This is a genomic window from Paracoccus angustae, assembly GCF_042648745.1.
GTDB lineage: Bacteria > Pseudomonadota > Alphaproteobacteria > Rhodobacterales > Rhodobacteraceae > Paracoccus > Paracoccus angustae.
The window spans coordinates 1-15,081 of the sequence record NZ_JBHRXY010000034.1; the positions used below are offsets into that span (position 1 = coordinate 1).

The following is a 15,081-nucleotide window of genomic DNA, read 5'->3' on the forward strand; positions in this document are numbered from 1 at the left end:
GCCGGTTACAAGCTGCTCATCATCGATGAGCTGGGCTTCGTGCCGCTGTCCAAGACCGGTGCCGAATTGCTGTTCGAGCTGATCTCGCAACGTTACGAGCGCGGCGCGACCTTGATTACCAGCAATCTGCCCTTCGATGAATGGACCGAGACCTTCGGCTCCGAGCGCCTCACCGGCGCACTGCTCGACCGGCTGACCCACCACGTCAGCATCCTCGAAATGAACGGCGAGAGTTATCGCCTCGCCAACAGCACTGCCCGAAAGCAGCAACAAAAGTCCTGAAATCACATCGCCTCGTTTTGGCCCCAAGGGGCCAAGGCACCATGGCACGCGCCAGCACTATGGTGAGCGCGCGCGCCATGGTGCCGGTCACCGCCGCCTGGCCTGATTTTACCCCGCCGCGTGGCCGGATTTTGCACCGCCGTTGACACTTCAGCGTGGGAATGGCACCGGCAGGCAGATCACTTTCTGGATCTTCCACGATCGCGATCAGCCGCGAGGCATTGGCCGCTCCCTGCGGAACAATCTGACCGAACTCGGTCAGATGGCCGCGTAATGCGTTGATCGCTTGCGTGCGCTGCCGGATCAGCAACTCGCGCACGCGAAAGACCATTGCCGCGCCTTGGGTCTCTTCGCTCTTCACTGGAACAAAGCGCATCGTGGGCCGCATCGCCGCCTCGCAGATGGCCTCGGCGTCCGCCATGTCGTTCTTCTGCCGCTTGACGAATGGCTTCACATAGGCAGGCGGGATCAACCGCACATCATGGCCCAGCTTGCCGATCTCACGGCCCCAGAAGTGGGCAACGCCACAGGCTTCCATCGCCACGACGCACGAGGGCAGCTGGCTGAAAAACTCCAGCATCTGCGCTCGCCGTATCTTTTTGCGCAGAACCGTCCGTCCTGTGCCGTCGGCTCCATGCACCTGGAACACATTCTTCGCCAGATCGAGCCCGACCGTGATAATCTCCGACATGACCGCTCCCCTTGTGGATCGTTGCAGACCCACCTTGGCACATCAGATGCCGTCGGGGGGCGGTCACATCATCAACGCCCCTCAGACCGCTACCGCCGACCGATCGGATGCCCGTGGAACGGCTGGTCTGATGTTGCTGGAATAAGCGGTTGGATGGCGTGGAATACGCAGGCATGGGTATTGGCGGCATATCGATGACGATCTTCCGGGGAAGGCTGCTAGCTAGAGAGCCGTGTGTACTTCTGCCACCAAACAAAACCGCGAACTTCACCAACTCATGCTGTGCCGTTCATATCAACTAGTCGTGAGCGCCCGCACGAGAGTGCGGACGCTGCCTGGAAAATCAACAGTGACTTTCGGTGATCAGAGTGTGAGTTCGCTTTCCTTGACATCAGCAATCGGACCGAGGACCGCCGGGTCAAAGTCGCGAAGCCGCTCAGCATGTGCGACCCGAATGGGGAAGTCCGGATTGGCGAGCGCACCACGGCCCAGCGTCACCACATCGGCTCCGTCCTTCAGAACCGCTTCGGCTTTCTCAACGTCGTGAAGGCTTCCATTGGCAAGAACGATAGTGTTCGGAGCGTATTTCTTCGCGAACTGCACGAGGCTCGGCCCGGATCCGAAGGCGGGCTGCCACGCTTCGAATTCCGTGACGTGGATGTAATCAACGCCCGCGTCGGACAAGGAGCCGAAGATGATCTCTGCGTCTTTCTCGCCATCTGCCCACTTGTGGTGAAAGTCGTTGACCTTCCCTTGAGAGATGCGAACGCCAAGGGGGATGCTTTTGCCGACCGCCGCGCGAACGGCATTGACCACCTCGATGGTCAGGCGAACGCGATTTTGGGTGCTGCCGCCATATTGGTCGCTCCGTTTGTTTGCATAGTCTGTGAGGAACTGGTCCAGCAGATAGCCATTTGCCCCATGGATTTCGACCCCGTCGAAGCCCGAGACCTCAACCGCAAAGACGGCGGCGGATGCGAAGCCTTCGATGGCTTCTGCAATCTGCGCTTCGCTCATTTCCTGCGGCACGGGATAGTCGTCCGTACCCCGGTAGAAGGTCATCTGCTGACCCTTGGGCTGGATAGCAGATGGCCCGACGTTGGTGTCGCGGAACCGGTTTCCTTGTGAAATACCGCCCGCATGCATCAGCTGGGCAATCGCCAGCGCGCCATGGCTCTGGATACCCTTGACCACCAGTTGCCAGGCGCCTGTCTGTGCCTCGTCAGTCAGGCCCGGCTGAAATGCATAGCCCTGTGAATGGGCCTGATCGGTGTAAATGCCTTCGGTGATAACAAGCCCGAAACCACCGCGAGCGAAGCGCTCATAGTAGCGGGTCATCGTCTCGGTCGCGCGTCCATCCTCGGTGGCAGTGACGCGTGTCATCGGCGCCACGCCAAGACGGTTCTTCAAAGTGCGGCCTGCCAATGTCACGGGCGAAAGGAGCGCTTGTTGCTCATCAGTCATCATATCTCTCCTTGTGTTGGCAGAGACTTAGACGAGCAACTTATAAGCCAGAAGTGAGGCTGGACGGTAAGGAGCTTAACGAATAGCGTTACAATATGCTCATCGAGAACATCGCTCTTTTCCGGTCCATCGCATCGTTGGGAACGCTTTCGGCGACGGCCCGGCAGATGGGCGTTCCTGTCATGACAGTCAGCAGGCGCCTTGCCAGTTTGGAAAGCGAGGTAGGGGTTCGGCTTTTTCACCGCACGTCGCGATCGGTCTCTCTCACGCCCGAAGGTGAAGCGTTTCTTCCATACGCGATTTCCTTACTGGAAACGCACGATGCCGCTCTTGCGGCGCTAGCGGCAGGCGACAGCGGCCTTCAGGGGGTGTTGAAGGTGACAGCGCCAAACCTGATCGGCCGGTCGATCATCGTTCCGGCCCTGACGCGTCTTATGGCGGACAACCCTTTGCTCAAGGTCGATCTGACGTTGACGGATGGGATTGTGGATCTTGCTGGCACTGGCCTCGATCTTGCGATCCGAGTTTCGCCGCTGAATTCCTCGGAGCTTATTGCAACTCGGCTGGCGACAAATCCCCGGGTCCTTTGTGCCGCTCCTGATTATATCCGTCGGTTCGGAAAACCTGCTGTTGTTGCCGACTTGGTCGGCCATCCTTGCCTGACCCTCCACGGCATCCCAAGCTGGCCGTTCCGCATTGGCGAGGAGATCCGTTGGATACGGGTCAACGGCCCGTTCACTGCCAATAGCATCGAAGCGATTCGGGCTGCTTGTCGCGACGGCGCAGGTCTTGCGGTGATGACTTACTGGGATGTGGAAGAATGTCTCCGACAGGGCTGCCTCGAACGCATCGAGATGAAGGATGCTGAGTTGCCAGAGCTTGGCATGTGGGGCGTTTACCCCACCCGCCGGCAAATTCCTCGCCGAACGCGGGCAGTCATGGACGCCATCAAAGCTCACCTGATCCAACAAGAGACCTGACAAACCGGACTGTCACCGCCCGCCACGACCACCCAGGCACGTCTCCGCCTTCCCGTTTTTACTGGAACGGCTTGCACGAATTGATTGAGCTGATTGGATATCACGATTACCTAGCTGTCTGGTTGCGGAACAACATTGGGACGAGGTAAGCTGGGCCATTGCTGAACATGCCTGGCGCTTTGAACCCCTTCTTGCCGAGGGGACGTGATGATGCAGATCCATCCCCAAGCCCGGATCACGCCGGCTGTGCGGGCTGAAATCGCCCGCTCCACCGAGCCCACCAGGATCCTGGCCAAACGCTACGGCATCAGCGAGGAAACTGGGCGCAAAGGGCGCAAGCGCGGCGAACAGGCCTGCCAGGATCGGTCAAGCGTATGCCTCCGCGGAGGGCCGCCTGACGGGATTTGGGTTTGGGTGATAGCTTCGACCTTATGCGCGACCTTAAATTCGAACCCCCGATTGAAGTTATGTCCGCGGCGGATGGCGTCCGCCGGCGACATTGGAGCGATGCAGACAAAGTGCGGATCGTCGAGGAAAGCCTCCACGAAGGTCGGCAGGTCAGTGCCACTGTACCGGGGCACGGTTTTGAGACAGTGCTTTGCGCCGGTCATGCCGCCAGTTTGAACCCCGTGGCGGCTTTGGTTTCAAGGGCCCTTTGCTCTGCGCGGATCTGATCGGGCGTCCTGTGCCCATGCCGTTCGCGCAGCCATCTGGCGTTGTAGAGAGCCGCAAACGTGGCCAGCGCCAGCCTGAGTTCCTCGATCGTGGCGAAGTGCCGAACCCAGAGGAGCTGCTCCTTCAGCGTCCGGATCGCCCGTTCGGCCACGCCGTTGCCCTCGGGCTGGCGGACAAAGGCGGGCGAGCTGGTCATGCCGAGGAACCGGATCTCGCGCTGGAAATCGCCCGACATGTAATTCGAGCCGGGACGCGGATCGCGCTGACGCTGTCGGAATAAAGCTCGGGGCGCTTGGCGCACAGAGACATCCCCCAGGCGGCGACGGCACGGCGCACGCCCTCGGCGATGCGGTGGTGGCGGGCGAAGACGTTCTCCAGCCCCTCGTCCAGCAGCATGTCGCAGGCGACGTTCAGCCCGTTCAGCAGCCCGACCGGCGGCGTATAGGGATAGCCGTTGGCGGCATAGCCCTTGGCCATGTCGCGGATGTCGAAGAAGGTGCGCGGCAGCGTCGCGGTCTCGACCGCCGCCAGCGCCTTGGGCGAGAAGCCGACGATGGCCAGGCCGGGGGGCAGCATGAAGCCCTTCTGGCTGCCGGTCACGGCGATATCGACGCCCCATTCGTCCATGCGGAAATCATAGCACCCGATGGAGGAAACGCCGTCCACGAACAGCAGCGCCGGGTGGCCTGCATTGTCCAGGGCGCGGCGGACGGCGGCGATGTCGCTGCGCACGCCGGTGGCGGTTTCGTTATGCGTCGCCAGGACGACCTTGATCCGGTGCGCCTTGTCGGCGGTCAGGATCTCCTCGAACCGGTCGGCCGGGACGCCCTCGCCCCATTCCTGGGTGACGACCTGCACGTCCAGGCCGTGGCGCTGGCACATGTCGATCCAGCGGTGGCTGAACATGCCGTTGCGGGTCGCCAGAACGGTGTCGCCGGGCGACAGCGTGTTGGTGATCGCGGTTTCCCACCCGCCGGTCCCGGTCGAGGGGAAGACGAAGACCTGCCCCTGCGTGGTCTTCAGCACCTTCTTCACCCCTTCCAGCGCCGGGTGCAGGATGCGTCCGAAGACCGGGCTGCGATGGTCGATCGTGGGCATGTCCACGGCCTTGCGCAGCACTTCGGGGATGTTCGTGGGGCCGGGAATGAACACGGGATTCTGGCTGGTCATAGGATTCTCCATCATCTGCCAGCAAACCTACCAACCTCACAAAGAATAGCAATTTTACTGAAAACAATTTCCACTATTCGAAAAAATCAAATTTATTGCGCCTTTTCAACATGATAGAGTTTTTCAGAACTTGCTTAAATTTTAGGCGAGAGAAAAATTTTTAAGCGCTTGTTCTTCGGATCACTCAATCCCTACGGATCAATTCTTCCCCTCCAAACCAGACGAAATTGAAGGTAGTCAGCTGATTTTACAGTATTTTCCACCATCGTCTTTGGCTAGGCACAGACAATCGTCCCGAAACCATTTGACTGGATTGGTATGTTCTGCTTGCCAAGCAAATAGTGTGGTAGCTACCGTAGGCCACTTGTTGTGCATCGAAGGATGCTGGAATGTGCATTTAGAGTGGCGTTGATGATGTGACCGCCCCCTGACGGCATCTGATGTGCCAAGGTGGGTCTGCAACGATCCACAAGAGGAGCGGTCATGTCATCAACGCCGTCACGACGTACAGATCAGACTTTCCGGCCCCGCACCCAGCCAGCGGAGGGCGCTTTCCAGACTGGGTTCCGGTCTTAGATTGTCGATCTGGAGCTCTTCCGAGATGTGGGTCAGGTGATGCATCATCCCGGCAGCAGCCTTGTCTCCGTCGCCCTCAACAATGGCGCTAACGATGCTGCTGTGCTCGTCCCTCGGGCAGCCTGTTTCTGATTCGGCATGAACCAGAATCGCCAGACAAGTCAGCACTTGAAGCTGCGTCAGGATATGTACCAGATAGACATTGCCGCTGATTTCGGCCAGCTTCAGATGAAATTCCCCGGTCAGCCGGACCAGTTTCGAACGGTCGCCGGCCTGCCGCGCCGCTTCCTCTATGGCGATATGATCGGCAAGCCGCTGGATGTCCGCTGCCGAGCGTGACATGGTGATCGACCGGACCATATCAGGCTCGATCATCTTGCGCACATTCAGCATCATCCTGGCCTCGGCCCGGGAAGGAGCCGCGATCGTGTAGCCAAGGTTGGGCGTCTTCCTGAAGACGCCGATGTCCGAAAGCTTGCTCATTGACAGGCGAACGACAGACCGGCTGACCCCAAAAATACCGGCTAGCTGCGTTTCGGTGATCCTCTCGCCCGGGGGAAGACGCTGTTCAAAGATTGCCTCGATCAGGCGCCGAGTAATTTCCTGTTCAGTATAACCGTGGCGGCGTTTAGCGCTGCTTTCCCCTGAAATGTCTTCATCATCCATTGGTTTTTCCGAAATGCCCTCTCGCTATTCGATCTCAGCCTAACACCTGAGCATTTCAGATCGTCCTGCACGTTTCACAGTATATCGCACACCGGATCCTCAATTTCAATTGACAGGCCGCATCGTTGTCCCCTTGATTGTATCCAACGATGTAAACCAGCCACAGACGAAGAGCTTTGCGGAGACAGAGCAAGGGTGGCGCGATCACAGGGAGATCATGACTTGGACCTTAAGACCCTTCTTTTCCCCAGCCGGCGCGTTCTGTTGCAGACTGCTATCGGTGCGCTTGTCGCCGCGGCGGCCTTCAACGGACATCCCGCCACCGCGCAGACCGCGCAAGAGACCCTGATCGTCGCCGGTCCGCGCACGCCGGAATCGCTGGACCAGGAATACCCGCCCACCGAGGCCGTCCATGAGTTGCGCCGCAACGTGAACGAACGGCTGCTGGCCTTCGAGATGAAGCAGGGTGAGGACGGGGTGAACTACGAGGATTTCTCGAAGATCACCGGCGCGCTGGCCGAGACATGGGAGGTTGCGCCGGACTTCAAGTCGATCACCTTCCATCTGCGGCCCGACGTAGTCAGCGGCGCGGGGCACCCGCTGAACGCCGACGATGTCATGTGGTCCTTTGAGCGGGGCTGGAACCTGAAGTCGAACTTCCACTGGTACATGACCCAGATCTTGAAGATCGAGAATTTCGAGACTGCTTTCACCAAGGTCGATGACATGACCGTGCGGGTTAGCATTCCGAATCCGTCACCCCTGCTGGAGAAGCTGTGGGTCAACAGCGACTTGGGGATCCTTGATTCGGATACGATGAAGGAACACCTGACGGCCGAAGACCCTTGGGGCCAGCGGTGGCTGGCGATCAATTCGGCGTCCTTTGGCCCCTACAAGGTGACGAAATACACGCCGGGCCAGGAAATCGTCTATGACGCCAACCTGGATTATTATCGCGGTGAGCCGAAGCTGAAGAGGGTCATCTTCCGCGAGATGCCTACTAGCGCGAACCGGCTGGCGGCCTTGCAGGCGGGGGCGGTCGATGTGGCAGAATACCTGTCGCCCCGTGAGCTGTCGATGCTGGGGCAGATGCCCGGCGTGACGGTGCATAAGGTGTTCGGCAACTATATCCACCGCGTCGAGATGCACAACGAGACGCCACCCTTCGATAATCCCAAGGTGCGGCTGGCGCTGAATTACCTTGTGCCGCGCGACGAGATCGCGAAGGCCGTCTATTTCGACACCGCCCGCCCGACCAAGAGCCCGATTTCAGAAATCTATCCGGGCTTCACAGATGAATATTTCGGCTTCGAGAACGATGTCGAGAAGGCCAAGGCCCTGCTGGCCGAGGCGGGCTTCCCAGACGGCTTCCAGACCGAGCTTGGCTATCGCACCGGCGACCAGATGGAAGAAGAGCTGGCGGTCATCCTCAAGACGGCCTTCGCCAAGGCCGGGGTCGATGTCACCCTGTCCAAGCTGCCAGCGTCAACACTGGTCGAGCGCTATACCAAGGGCCAGATCCCGATGTATTTCTTCCGCGACATGGCCATCGTTCCCGATGCCGCCTATGTGGCGAATCTGTGGCTGAACAGCAATTCGCTGATCGACTATTCGCGCTTCCACAGCGACGAGGTGAACGAGCTGATCAACAGCGCCCTCACCTCGACCGACGAGGAAAAGCGACTGGCGGACATGAAGCGCGTCCAGCAGATCACCATGGAAAACGCGCCTTGGGTGTTCCTGTTCAACCCCGGCTATCAGCTTGCGACCCGGCAGAACGTCAAGGGCTATTCGTGGTACACGCCCAACGGCAACGCCTGGTTCGATTTCCACAAGGAATGATCGCTGACGATAGCCTTGCCCGCCGGGGTCTCCGGCGGGCATCTCTCTCTGACGGATGACCGACATGAGCCTTTCGACGACCTGGCGGCGTCTGCCGCGAACGCTGCGTATCGTGTTGACGCGGCTTCCCATGGTGGTGCCGCAGATGCTTGGCGTCATCTTCGTGACCTTCATGCTGGTGCGGATGCTACCCGGCGATCCGGCCCTGCTGATGCTGGGCAACATGGCAACCCCGGAAAGCATCGCCAACCTGCGCGAACAGCTTGGCCTTGACGGCAGCCTGTGGCAGCAGTTCGTGCATTACCTGGGCGGCGTCCTTCAGGGCGATCTGGGAGTTTCGCTGTTCACCTCGAACCCGGTCGCCGTGGATCTGATGGAGCGCGCGCCTGCCACGCTGGAACTGATCTTCTACGCGATGATCCTGACCATCCTGATCGCGGTCGCCATCGCGGTCCTAGCGGTGGTCCGTCCGGGCGGCGTGGCCGATTACGTCAGCCGCTTCTATGGCATGGCGGCCGGAGCGATCCCGGATTTCTGGGTCGGCCTTCTGCTGATCTTCTTCCTGTTCAGCACCCTGGGGATCGCGGCGGCGCCGTTCGGCCGGATCGACCCGATGATCACCCCGCCATCCACGGTCACGGGCTTCTATACCTTCGACGCAATCATCGCGGGCGATTTCGCAGCACTGAAATCGGCAGCGGGGCGGTTGCTGCTGCCGGTGCTGACGCTGACCATCGTGAATGCGGGTGCGCTGATGAAGATGACCAAGACGACCTTCGCCGAGATCTGGCGTGCCGATTTCATCCGCCACCAGCGAGCTAGCGGATTGGGCCAGCGCCGCATCGTCCGCAACGCCTTGCGCAACAGTCTGCCGCCCATCATCACGCTTGTGGGCTTTCTGGTGGGCTTCCTGCTGGGTGCGGCCGTGCTGGTCGAGACGATTTTTTCCTGGGGAGGGCTCGGCCAATACGCGGTGCAGGCGGTGACCTATTCCGATTACCCCGCACTGCAAGGCTTTGTGCTGGTGGCGGCGGTCTTCATCCTGGTGGTCTATCTGGTCGTAGATATCCTCTACGAACTGGCCGACCCGCGGATTCAGGTCTGAGGGGCCAATTATGATAAAGATCAGGAATTTTTTTGCTTTTCTTCTCAGCAGACCAGGCGCGACTTTCGGGCTGGTGCTGCTGCTGCTACAGGTTATCGCAATCATCTTCGCGCCTCTTCTGGCAACACATGCACCGACAGAGGCCGATCCTTTGGCCTCGCTCCAGCCGCCATCTGTTGCGCATTGGTTGGGCACGGACGTGTCCGGAATGGATATCTATTCACGCATCATCTATGCCACACGGGTCAACCTGCTGATTTCAGTCGTGGCAGTTGCGGTGGCTTTTGCTATCGGTGTGCCCATAGGTCTGCTCGTCGGATACTATCGAGGTTGGGCCAGCACCATGGTCATGCGCGTCTTCGATTTCATCCAGTCCTTTCCTGTCTTCGTATTGGGAATGGCGCTGGTATCGGTTATGGGGCAGGAGATATGGAACGTCGCGATCGTGCTTGCGGTACTTTTCGTGCCGATATTCGCCCGTCTGATCCGGGCCGAGGCGCTGTCTCTGCGTGACCGTCCGTTTATCGCTGCCGCGCGCTGTTCGGGCGCCACGGATGGCAAGATTATGTTCCGGCACATCCTGCCAAATGCCCTGACGCCGGCCATCGTCCAGATTTCGATCTCGATCGGGATGGCAATCCTGCTAACCGCAGGTCTGTCCTTTATCGGGGCAGGAGTGCGGATGCCATTGCCCGAATGGGGGCTGATGGTTTCCGTCGGATCGCAGCAGATGATCCTAGGAGTCTGGTGGGTCGCGCTTTTCCCCGGCTTGGCCATCGTCTTTTCCGTGCTGAGCTTTGCCCTGATGGCGGACGCGTTGCGCGACTATGTTGACCCCCGCAGGGAGAGAGCCTGATGCAGATCCAGGATACAAAGCCGCTGCTTGAAGCCCGCAACCTATCGGTGACATTCGGGGAGCAGACGGTGCTTCACAGTGTCAACCTGCAACTGGGCCCAGACGAGGTGCTAGGCATCGTGGGTGAAACCGGCGCAGGCAAATCTGTTCTTGCTCGTGCCCTGATCGGTCTATTGCCGGGCAAGGGGCAGGTCAGCGGCGGGACAGTTCAGGTGGCTGGGCGCGACCTGAGTCAGATGTCTGCCGAGGAATTGCGTAAGCTGCGTGGTGGCCAAGTTTCCCTGATTGGTACGGATGCCAAGTCTCTTCTAGACCCGGTGCGTCCCGTCGGCGTGCAGGTGGCTGATGTGTTGCGCGCGCACAAGAATATCAGCCCCGCTGCCGCACGTGCAGAGGCGATAGCGCTTTTCAGCAAGGTGGGTATCGTCGATCCCGAAAAGCGCGCCGAAGCCTACCCCCATCAACTTTCCGGTGGAATGGCCCAGCGAGTGATCATTGCCATGGCTCTTGTGGCCGAGCCGCGAGTTATTCTCGCGGACGATGCGACCCTGGGGCTAGATGCGACGATCCAGGTCCAGGTGCTGGACCTGCTGGTGGCGCGCTGCCGCGAGGCCGGTATGGGCGCGATCATCATCACCCATGACCTTGGCATCGTCGCACGCTATTGCGACAGGGTGTCGATCATGCGCGATGGCCATATCGTCGAAGAGGGTGCAACGGCTGCATTTCTACATCATCCCACAACCGAATATGGTGCTGAACTACTGGCAGCAGCCCGCGCACGACCCGCCCCCATGACGAGGTCCGATCTACAACCCGACATTGGCAGGGCAACACCGCTGCTCGAGGTCGTCAACTTGGTCAAACATTTTCCAACTCCTTCTGGCCACGTGGTCAAGGCGGTGGATGACGTCTCCTTTGCAATTCCAAAAGGCGAGACGTTGGCGTTGGTAGGTGAAAGCGGATCAGGAAAAACAACGGTGGGTCAATGCCTTGTACGACTTCTGGGCTCAGACAGCGGCAGGGTTCTGTTCAATGGGGACGATGTGCTGACGCTGCCTGACAAGGCGTTTCGCCCCATGCGGCGTAACATCCAGATGGTATTCCAAGAACCCTATGTTGCCCTTAATCCGCGATGGACAGTGGAGCGATTGATCAGCGAGCCATTGGCGCTTGACCCCACCGCGTCGACTTCCGCGACCCGGCGAGCCCGCGTGCTTGAGATGCTGGATTTGGTGCGCCTTCCCAGCCGACTTGCCGACGTCTTTCCCCATGAACTGACGGCGGGTGAACAAAAGCGGGTTGGGATGGCACGGGCGTTGGCAACTCGCCCCGACTTCGTGGTTTTCGATGAACCAACGACCGCTTTAGATATCCGGGTGCGCGCCCAGATCATCGACCTGGTGCGCGACCTGCAACGCGAGATGCAACTGGCGACGCTTTTCATCACCCATGACCTGAATTCGGTTCGGTCGCTCGCGCATAATGTCGCGGTGATGCGCCATGGCAAGATCGTCGAAATTGGAGAAACCGAACGTATCTTCGCCCATCCTCAGCACGACTATACCCGCATGCTCTTGGGCGCGGAATTGCCCATTGAACGATTTGCGGCCTGATCGGGAAGGAAATCTTGAATGAGTGAACGTCACGTTCTGATCACCGGCGCTGCCGGGCTGATCGGCAATGCCGTGCGGTGCAAGCTGGAAGATCGGGGGACAAGTGTGATCGCCATCGACCGCATGGCTACGACCGTGGATGGGCGCGAGGTTCGCGAATGCGATGTGACCGATGTCCATGGTTTACACGCAATCGCCCGCGCCCATGACATCGACCGGATCGTCCACTGCGGAGCGTTTTCAGGACCGATGGTATCGCCCGACCACCCGATCCAGATGGTGCAAGTGAATATCGGCGGCGCTGCTAATATCGGCGAACTTGCCCGCGTCATTGGCAATGTTCGCGTGGTCTTTGCCTCGACGGCGACGGCTTATGGGGTGACCCCGCCTGCTCCCGTTTCCGAAAACACGGTGATGGTGCCGGACACGATGTATGGGGCCTCGAAGGCGGCTGCCGAACATGTGATGAACGCCTACAAGCTACAGTTTGGAGTGGATACGGTGAACCTGCGCATTGGCTGGGTCTACGGTCCACGTCGCAGCACCGCCTGCCTCATCCGCCAGATGCTGACCGATGCGATAGCGGGCCGACCCACCCACATTCCCTTTGGTCGCGATTTTCCGCGACAGTATCTGCACATCGATGATGCGAGCGACGCCATGATCGCGGCTCTCGACCAGCCGAATCTCTCGCAGCAAGCCTACAATATTACCGGTGGATCCTGGCTGACTCTGGCCGAGGTTGCCGAGACAGTGATGCGAGTTGTCCCCGGCGCCAGGGTCGAGGTCGCCTCCGGCGACGATCCGGGCGACATGCGCCAGGAACGCTTCGACATCTCTGCCGCCGAGCGCGACCTGGGCTATCGGCCGAACATTTCGTTCGAGGAGGGCATCCGCAGCTATCTGGACTGGCTGAAAGCCCGGGAGAACAAGCAATGACATCTATCGTCGCGCCCTTTTCGCTGCAGGGCCGTAAGGCGCTGATCACCGGCGGCAGCCGGGGCATCGGCGCGGCCATTGCCATGCTGTTTGCCGATGCGGGCGCCGATGTGGCCATCTGCCATTTCGGCGATGCTTCGGGAGCAGAGGCTCTGGGCGCCGAGTTCCAGGCCGCCGGACGCCAGCTTGCCTTCCTGGAATGCGACGTGGCGGACGAGGCGCAGGTCTCGGCCCTGGCCGAATGGACGGCTACGACCCTCGGCGAGCCCGACATCTTGGTGAACTGCGCCGGCATTGGCGGCAAGGATAAGCCCTTTGGCAATGTCACGGTCGCCGAATGGGACCGGATGCTGGGCGTGAACCTGCGCGGGGTGTTCCTGGTCACGCGCGCCTTTTTCCCCGGCATGGTGGAACGGCGTTACGGGCGGATCGTCAACATCGCCTCGCAACTGGCCTATAAGGGCGCGCCGGGCCTTGCGGCCTATGTCGCGGCCAAGGCGGGCGTGGTCGGGCTGACCCGCGCCCTGTCCTACGAAGGGGCCGCGCATAACGTCATGGTCAACGGCATCGCCCCCGGCCCGGTGGAAACGCCCTTGCTGATGGGCCACAGCGACGCCTGGCTGACGATGAAGAAAGGGCAGCTGCCGGTCGGGCGCTTTGGGCAGCCGGACGAGATCGCTCCCACCGCGCTGCTGCTTGCTTCGGAAACGGGCGGGGCATTTTACTGCGGGCAGACGCTTTCGCCCAACGGCGGCGACGTGATGGTATGAGGAGAGGGAACGTCATGCAGGAATTCGACCTGGTCATCCGAGGCGGCACGGTCGTAACCGCCGCTGATACCGCACGCGCGGATGTAGGCATCCGCGACGGCAAGATCGTGGCTGTCGGGCTCGACTTGGACAAGGGTAAGCGGGAACTCGACGCGACGGGCTTGCGCGTGATGCCCGGCGGCATCGACAGCCATGTGCATCTCGCGCAGCCCGCCTTCGGCGGCCCGGCCATGGCCGACGGCTTCGAGACTGGCACCCGGTCGGCCATCGCGGGCGGCAACACCACCGTGATCCCCTTTGCCCTGCAATCGCGCGGCATGTCCCTGCGCCAGGCGGTCGAGGATTACCACAAGGAGGCGGACGGCCAGTCCTTCTGCGACTATGGCTTCCACCTGATCCTGACCGATCCGACGCCTGCCGTGCTGGGCCAGGAACTGCCCGCCCTGGTCGCGGCGGGCTATACCTCGCTCAAGGTCTTCATGACCTATGACGACCTGGTGCTGAACGACCGCGAATTGCTGGAGGTGTTCGACGCGGCGGGCGAGCAGGGCGCCCTGGTGATGGTCCATTGCGAAGGCTATGACGCCATCCGCTTCATGACCGAGAAGCTGGAGCGTGCGGGCAAGCTCGCCCCCTATTACCACGCCGTGTCGCGCCCCCAGTCGGTCGAGCGCGAGGCCGCCCACCGCGCCATCAGCCATGCCGAACTGACCGGCGTGCCGATCATGATCGTCCATGTCTCGGGCCGCGAGGCGATGGAGCAGATCCGCTGGGCCAGGGGACGCGGGCTGAAGATCATGGGCGAGACCTGCACCCAATACGTCTCGCTGACGGCGGAGGATCTGAAGGGCCTGAACATGGACGACACGGGCGGCAAATACGTCTGCTCGCCCCCACCGCGCGACCGCGAAAGCTGGGAGGCGATCTGGAACGGCATCCAGACCGGCGTGTTCCAGACCTTTTCGTCCGACCATTGCCCGTTCTTCTTCGAGGGCGAGATGGGCAAGAAGAACCCCAAGGCCCGCACCGCCTTCAAGTGGGTGCCGAACGGCATTCCGGGGGTCGAGGTGCGGATGCCGATCCTGTGGTCGGAAGGCGTGGTCAAGGGGCGGATCACGGAAAACGAGTTCGTCGCGCTGTCATCAACCAACCACGCGCGGATCTATGGACTGACCAGCAAGGGGTCGATCGCGCCGGGCTTTGACGCCGACATCGTGCTGTGGGATCCCGCGCGCCGCGTCACGATCAGCCAGGCGCTGATGCACCATGGGGCGGATTACACCCCGTGGGAAGGCTATGAGGTCACGGGCTGGCCCCATGCGACGATCCTGCGCGGCGAGGTGGTCATGCAGGAGGGCGAGATCCTGGGCAGGAAGGACGCGGGCCGCTTCCTGCCCCGCGCGCTGTCGCGCATGGCCGGGCGCGGCGCGGGCGCGCCGATGGACTGAC

At 60.8% G+C, this 15,081-nt stretch carries 12 protein-coding genes and 3 pseudogenes; 10 read left to right on the forward strand and 5 right to left on the reverse strand.

Going from position 1 to position 15,081, the window contains the following annotated elements; genetic code table 11:
- Window positions 1–282: ATP-binding protein (locus ACFOM8_RS19285; protein ID WP_377763902.1), on the forward strand; the 282-nt coding region annotated here is incomplete at its 5' end.
- Between the two features lie 151 nt (window positions 283–433).
- Here the strand turns inward: ACFOM8_RS19285 and ACFOM8_RS19290 are convergent.
- A pseudogene (locus tag ACFOM8_RS19290) lies at window positions 434–973 on the reverse strand (IS110 family transposase); the annotation flags it as partial.
- A gap of 363 nt (window positions 974–1,336) precedes the next feature.
- Entirely contained in the window at window positions 1,337–2,437 is a 1,101-nt protein-coding gene (locus ACFOM8_RS19295; RefSeq protein WP_377763903.1) for an NADH:flavin oxidoreductase, read from the reverse strand.
- 95 nt (window positions 2,438–2,532) lie between these two features.
- Here ACFOM8_RS19295 and ACFOM8_RS19300 point away from each other — a divergent pair, with 95 nt between their 5' ends.
- Complete coding sequence (locus ACFOM8_RS19300; protein WP_377763904.1) at window positions 2,533–3,417, forward strand: LysR family transcriptional regulator; 885 nt, start codon at window positions 2,533–2,535, stop codon at window positions 3,415–3,417.
- Window positions 3,418–3,624: 207 nt separating this feature from the next.
- Window positions 3,625–3,789: pseudogene (locus tag ACFOM8_RS19305) on the forward strand (IS481 family transposase); the annotation flags it as partial.
- 235 nt (window positions 3,790–4,024) lie between these two features.
- Here ACFOM8_RS19305 and ACFOM8_RS19310 read toward each other — a convergent pair.
- The 3 genes and pseudogenes from ACFOM8_RS19310 to ACFOM8_RS19320 form a co-directional block, all read right to left on the reverse strand.
- Complete coding sequence (locus ACFOM8_RS19310; protein ID WP_377763905.1) at window positions 4,025–4,327, reverse strand: integrase core domain-containing protein; 303 nt, start codon at window positions 4,325–4,327, stop codon at window positions 4,025–4,027.
- Window positions 4,328–4,338: 11 nt separating this feature from the next.
- Window positions 4,339–5,262: pseudogene (locus ACFOM8_RS19315) on the reverse strand (pyridoxal-phosphate-dependent aminotransferase family protein); the annotation flags it as partial.
- A 498-nt stretch (window positions 5,263–5,760) separates the two neighbouring features.
- Window positions 5,761–6,504: a GntR family transcriptional regulator gene (locus ACFOM8_RS19320; RefSeq protein ID WP_377763906.1), complete on the reverse strand. Its 744-nt coding sequence runs from the start codon at window positions 6,502–6,504 to the stop codon at window positions 5,761–5,763.
- Between the two features lie 264 nt (window positions 6,505–6,768).
- Here ACFOM8_RS19320 and ACFOM8_RS19325 point away from each other — a divergent pair, with 264 nt between their 5' ends.
- The 7 genes from ACFOM8_RS19325 (at window position 6,769) to hydA (ending at window position 15,080) form a co-directional block, all read left to right on the forward strand.
- Window positions 6,769–8,346, forward strand: coding sequence for an ABC transporter substrate-binding protein (locus ACFOM8_RS19325; RefSeq protein ID WP_377763908.1), 1,578 nt, complete (start codon window positions 6,769–6,771; stop codon window positions 8,344–8,346).
- A gap of 64 nt (window positions 8,347–8,410) precedes the next feature.
- On the forward strand, window positions 8,411–9,451 hold the full coding sequence (locus tag ACFOM8_RS19330) for an ABC transporter permease (RefSeq protein WP_205049053.1): 1,041 nt from the start codon (window positions 8,411–8,413) through the stop codon (window positions 9,449–9,451).
- 10 nt (window positions 9,452–9,461) lie between these two features.
- On the forward strand, window positions 9,462–10,307 hold the full coding sequence (locus ACFOM8_RS19335) for an ABC transporter permease (RefSeq protein ID WP_377763910.1): 846 nt from the start codon (window positions 9,462–9,464) through the stop codon (window positions 10,305–10,307).
- Entirely contained in the window at window positions 10,307–11,923 is a 1,617-nt protein-coding gene (locus ACFOM8_RS19340) for an ATP-binding cassette domain-containing protein (RefSeq protein WP_167623892.1), read from the forward strand. Before ACFOM8_RS19335 ends, ACFOM8_RS19340 begins: the two co-directional genes overlap by 1 nt.
- Before the next feature lie 18 nt (window positions 11,924–11,941).
- Window positions 11,942–12,862: an NAD-dependent epimerase/dehydratase family protein gene (locus ACFOM8_RS19345; protein ID WP_377763911.1), complete on the forward strand. Its 921-nt coding sequence runs from the start codon at window positions 11,942–11,944 to the stop codon at window positions 12,860–12,862.
- On the forward strand, window positions 12,859–13,632 hold the full coding sequence (locus ACFOM8_RS19350) for an SDR family NAD(P)-dependent oxidoreductase (protein ID WP_377763913.1): 774 nt from the start codon (window positions 12,859–12,861) through the stop codon (window positions 13,630–13,632). Before ACFOM8_RS19345 ends, ACFOM8_RS19350 begins: the two co-directional genes overlap by 4 nt.
- Before the next feature lie 14 nt (window positions 13,633–13,646).
- On the forward strand, window positions 13,647–15,080 hold the full coding sequence (gene hydA, locus ACFOM8_RS19355) for a dihydropyrimidinase (protein ID WP_377763915.1): 1,434 nt from the start codon (window positions 13,647–13,649) through the stop codon (window positions 15,078–15,080).
- The last annotated feature ends 1 nt before the right edge of the window (window position 15,081 follow it).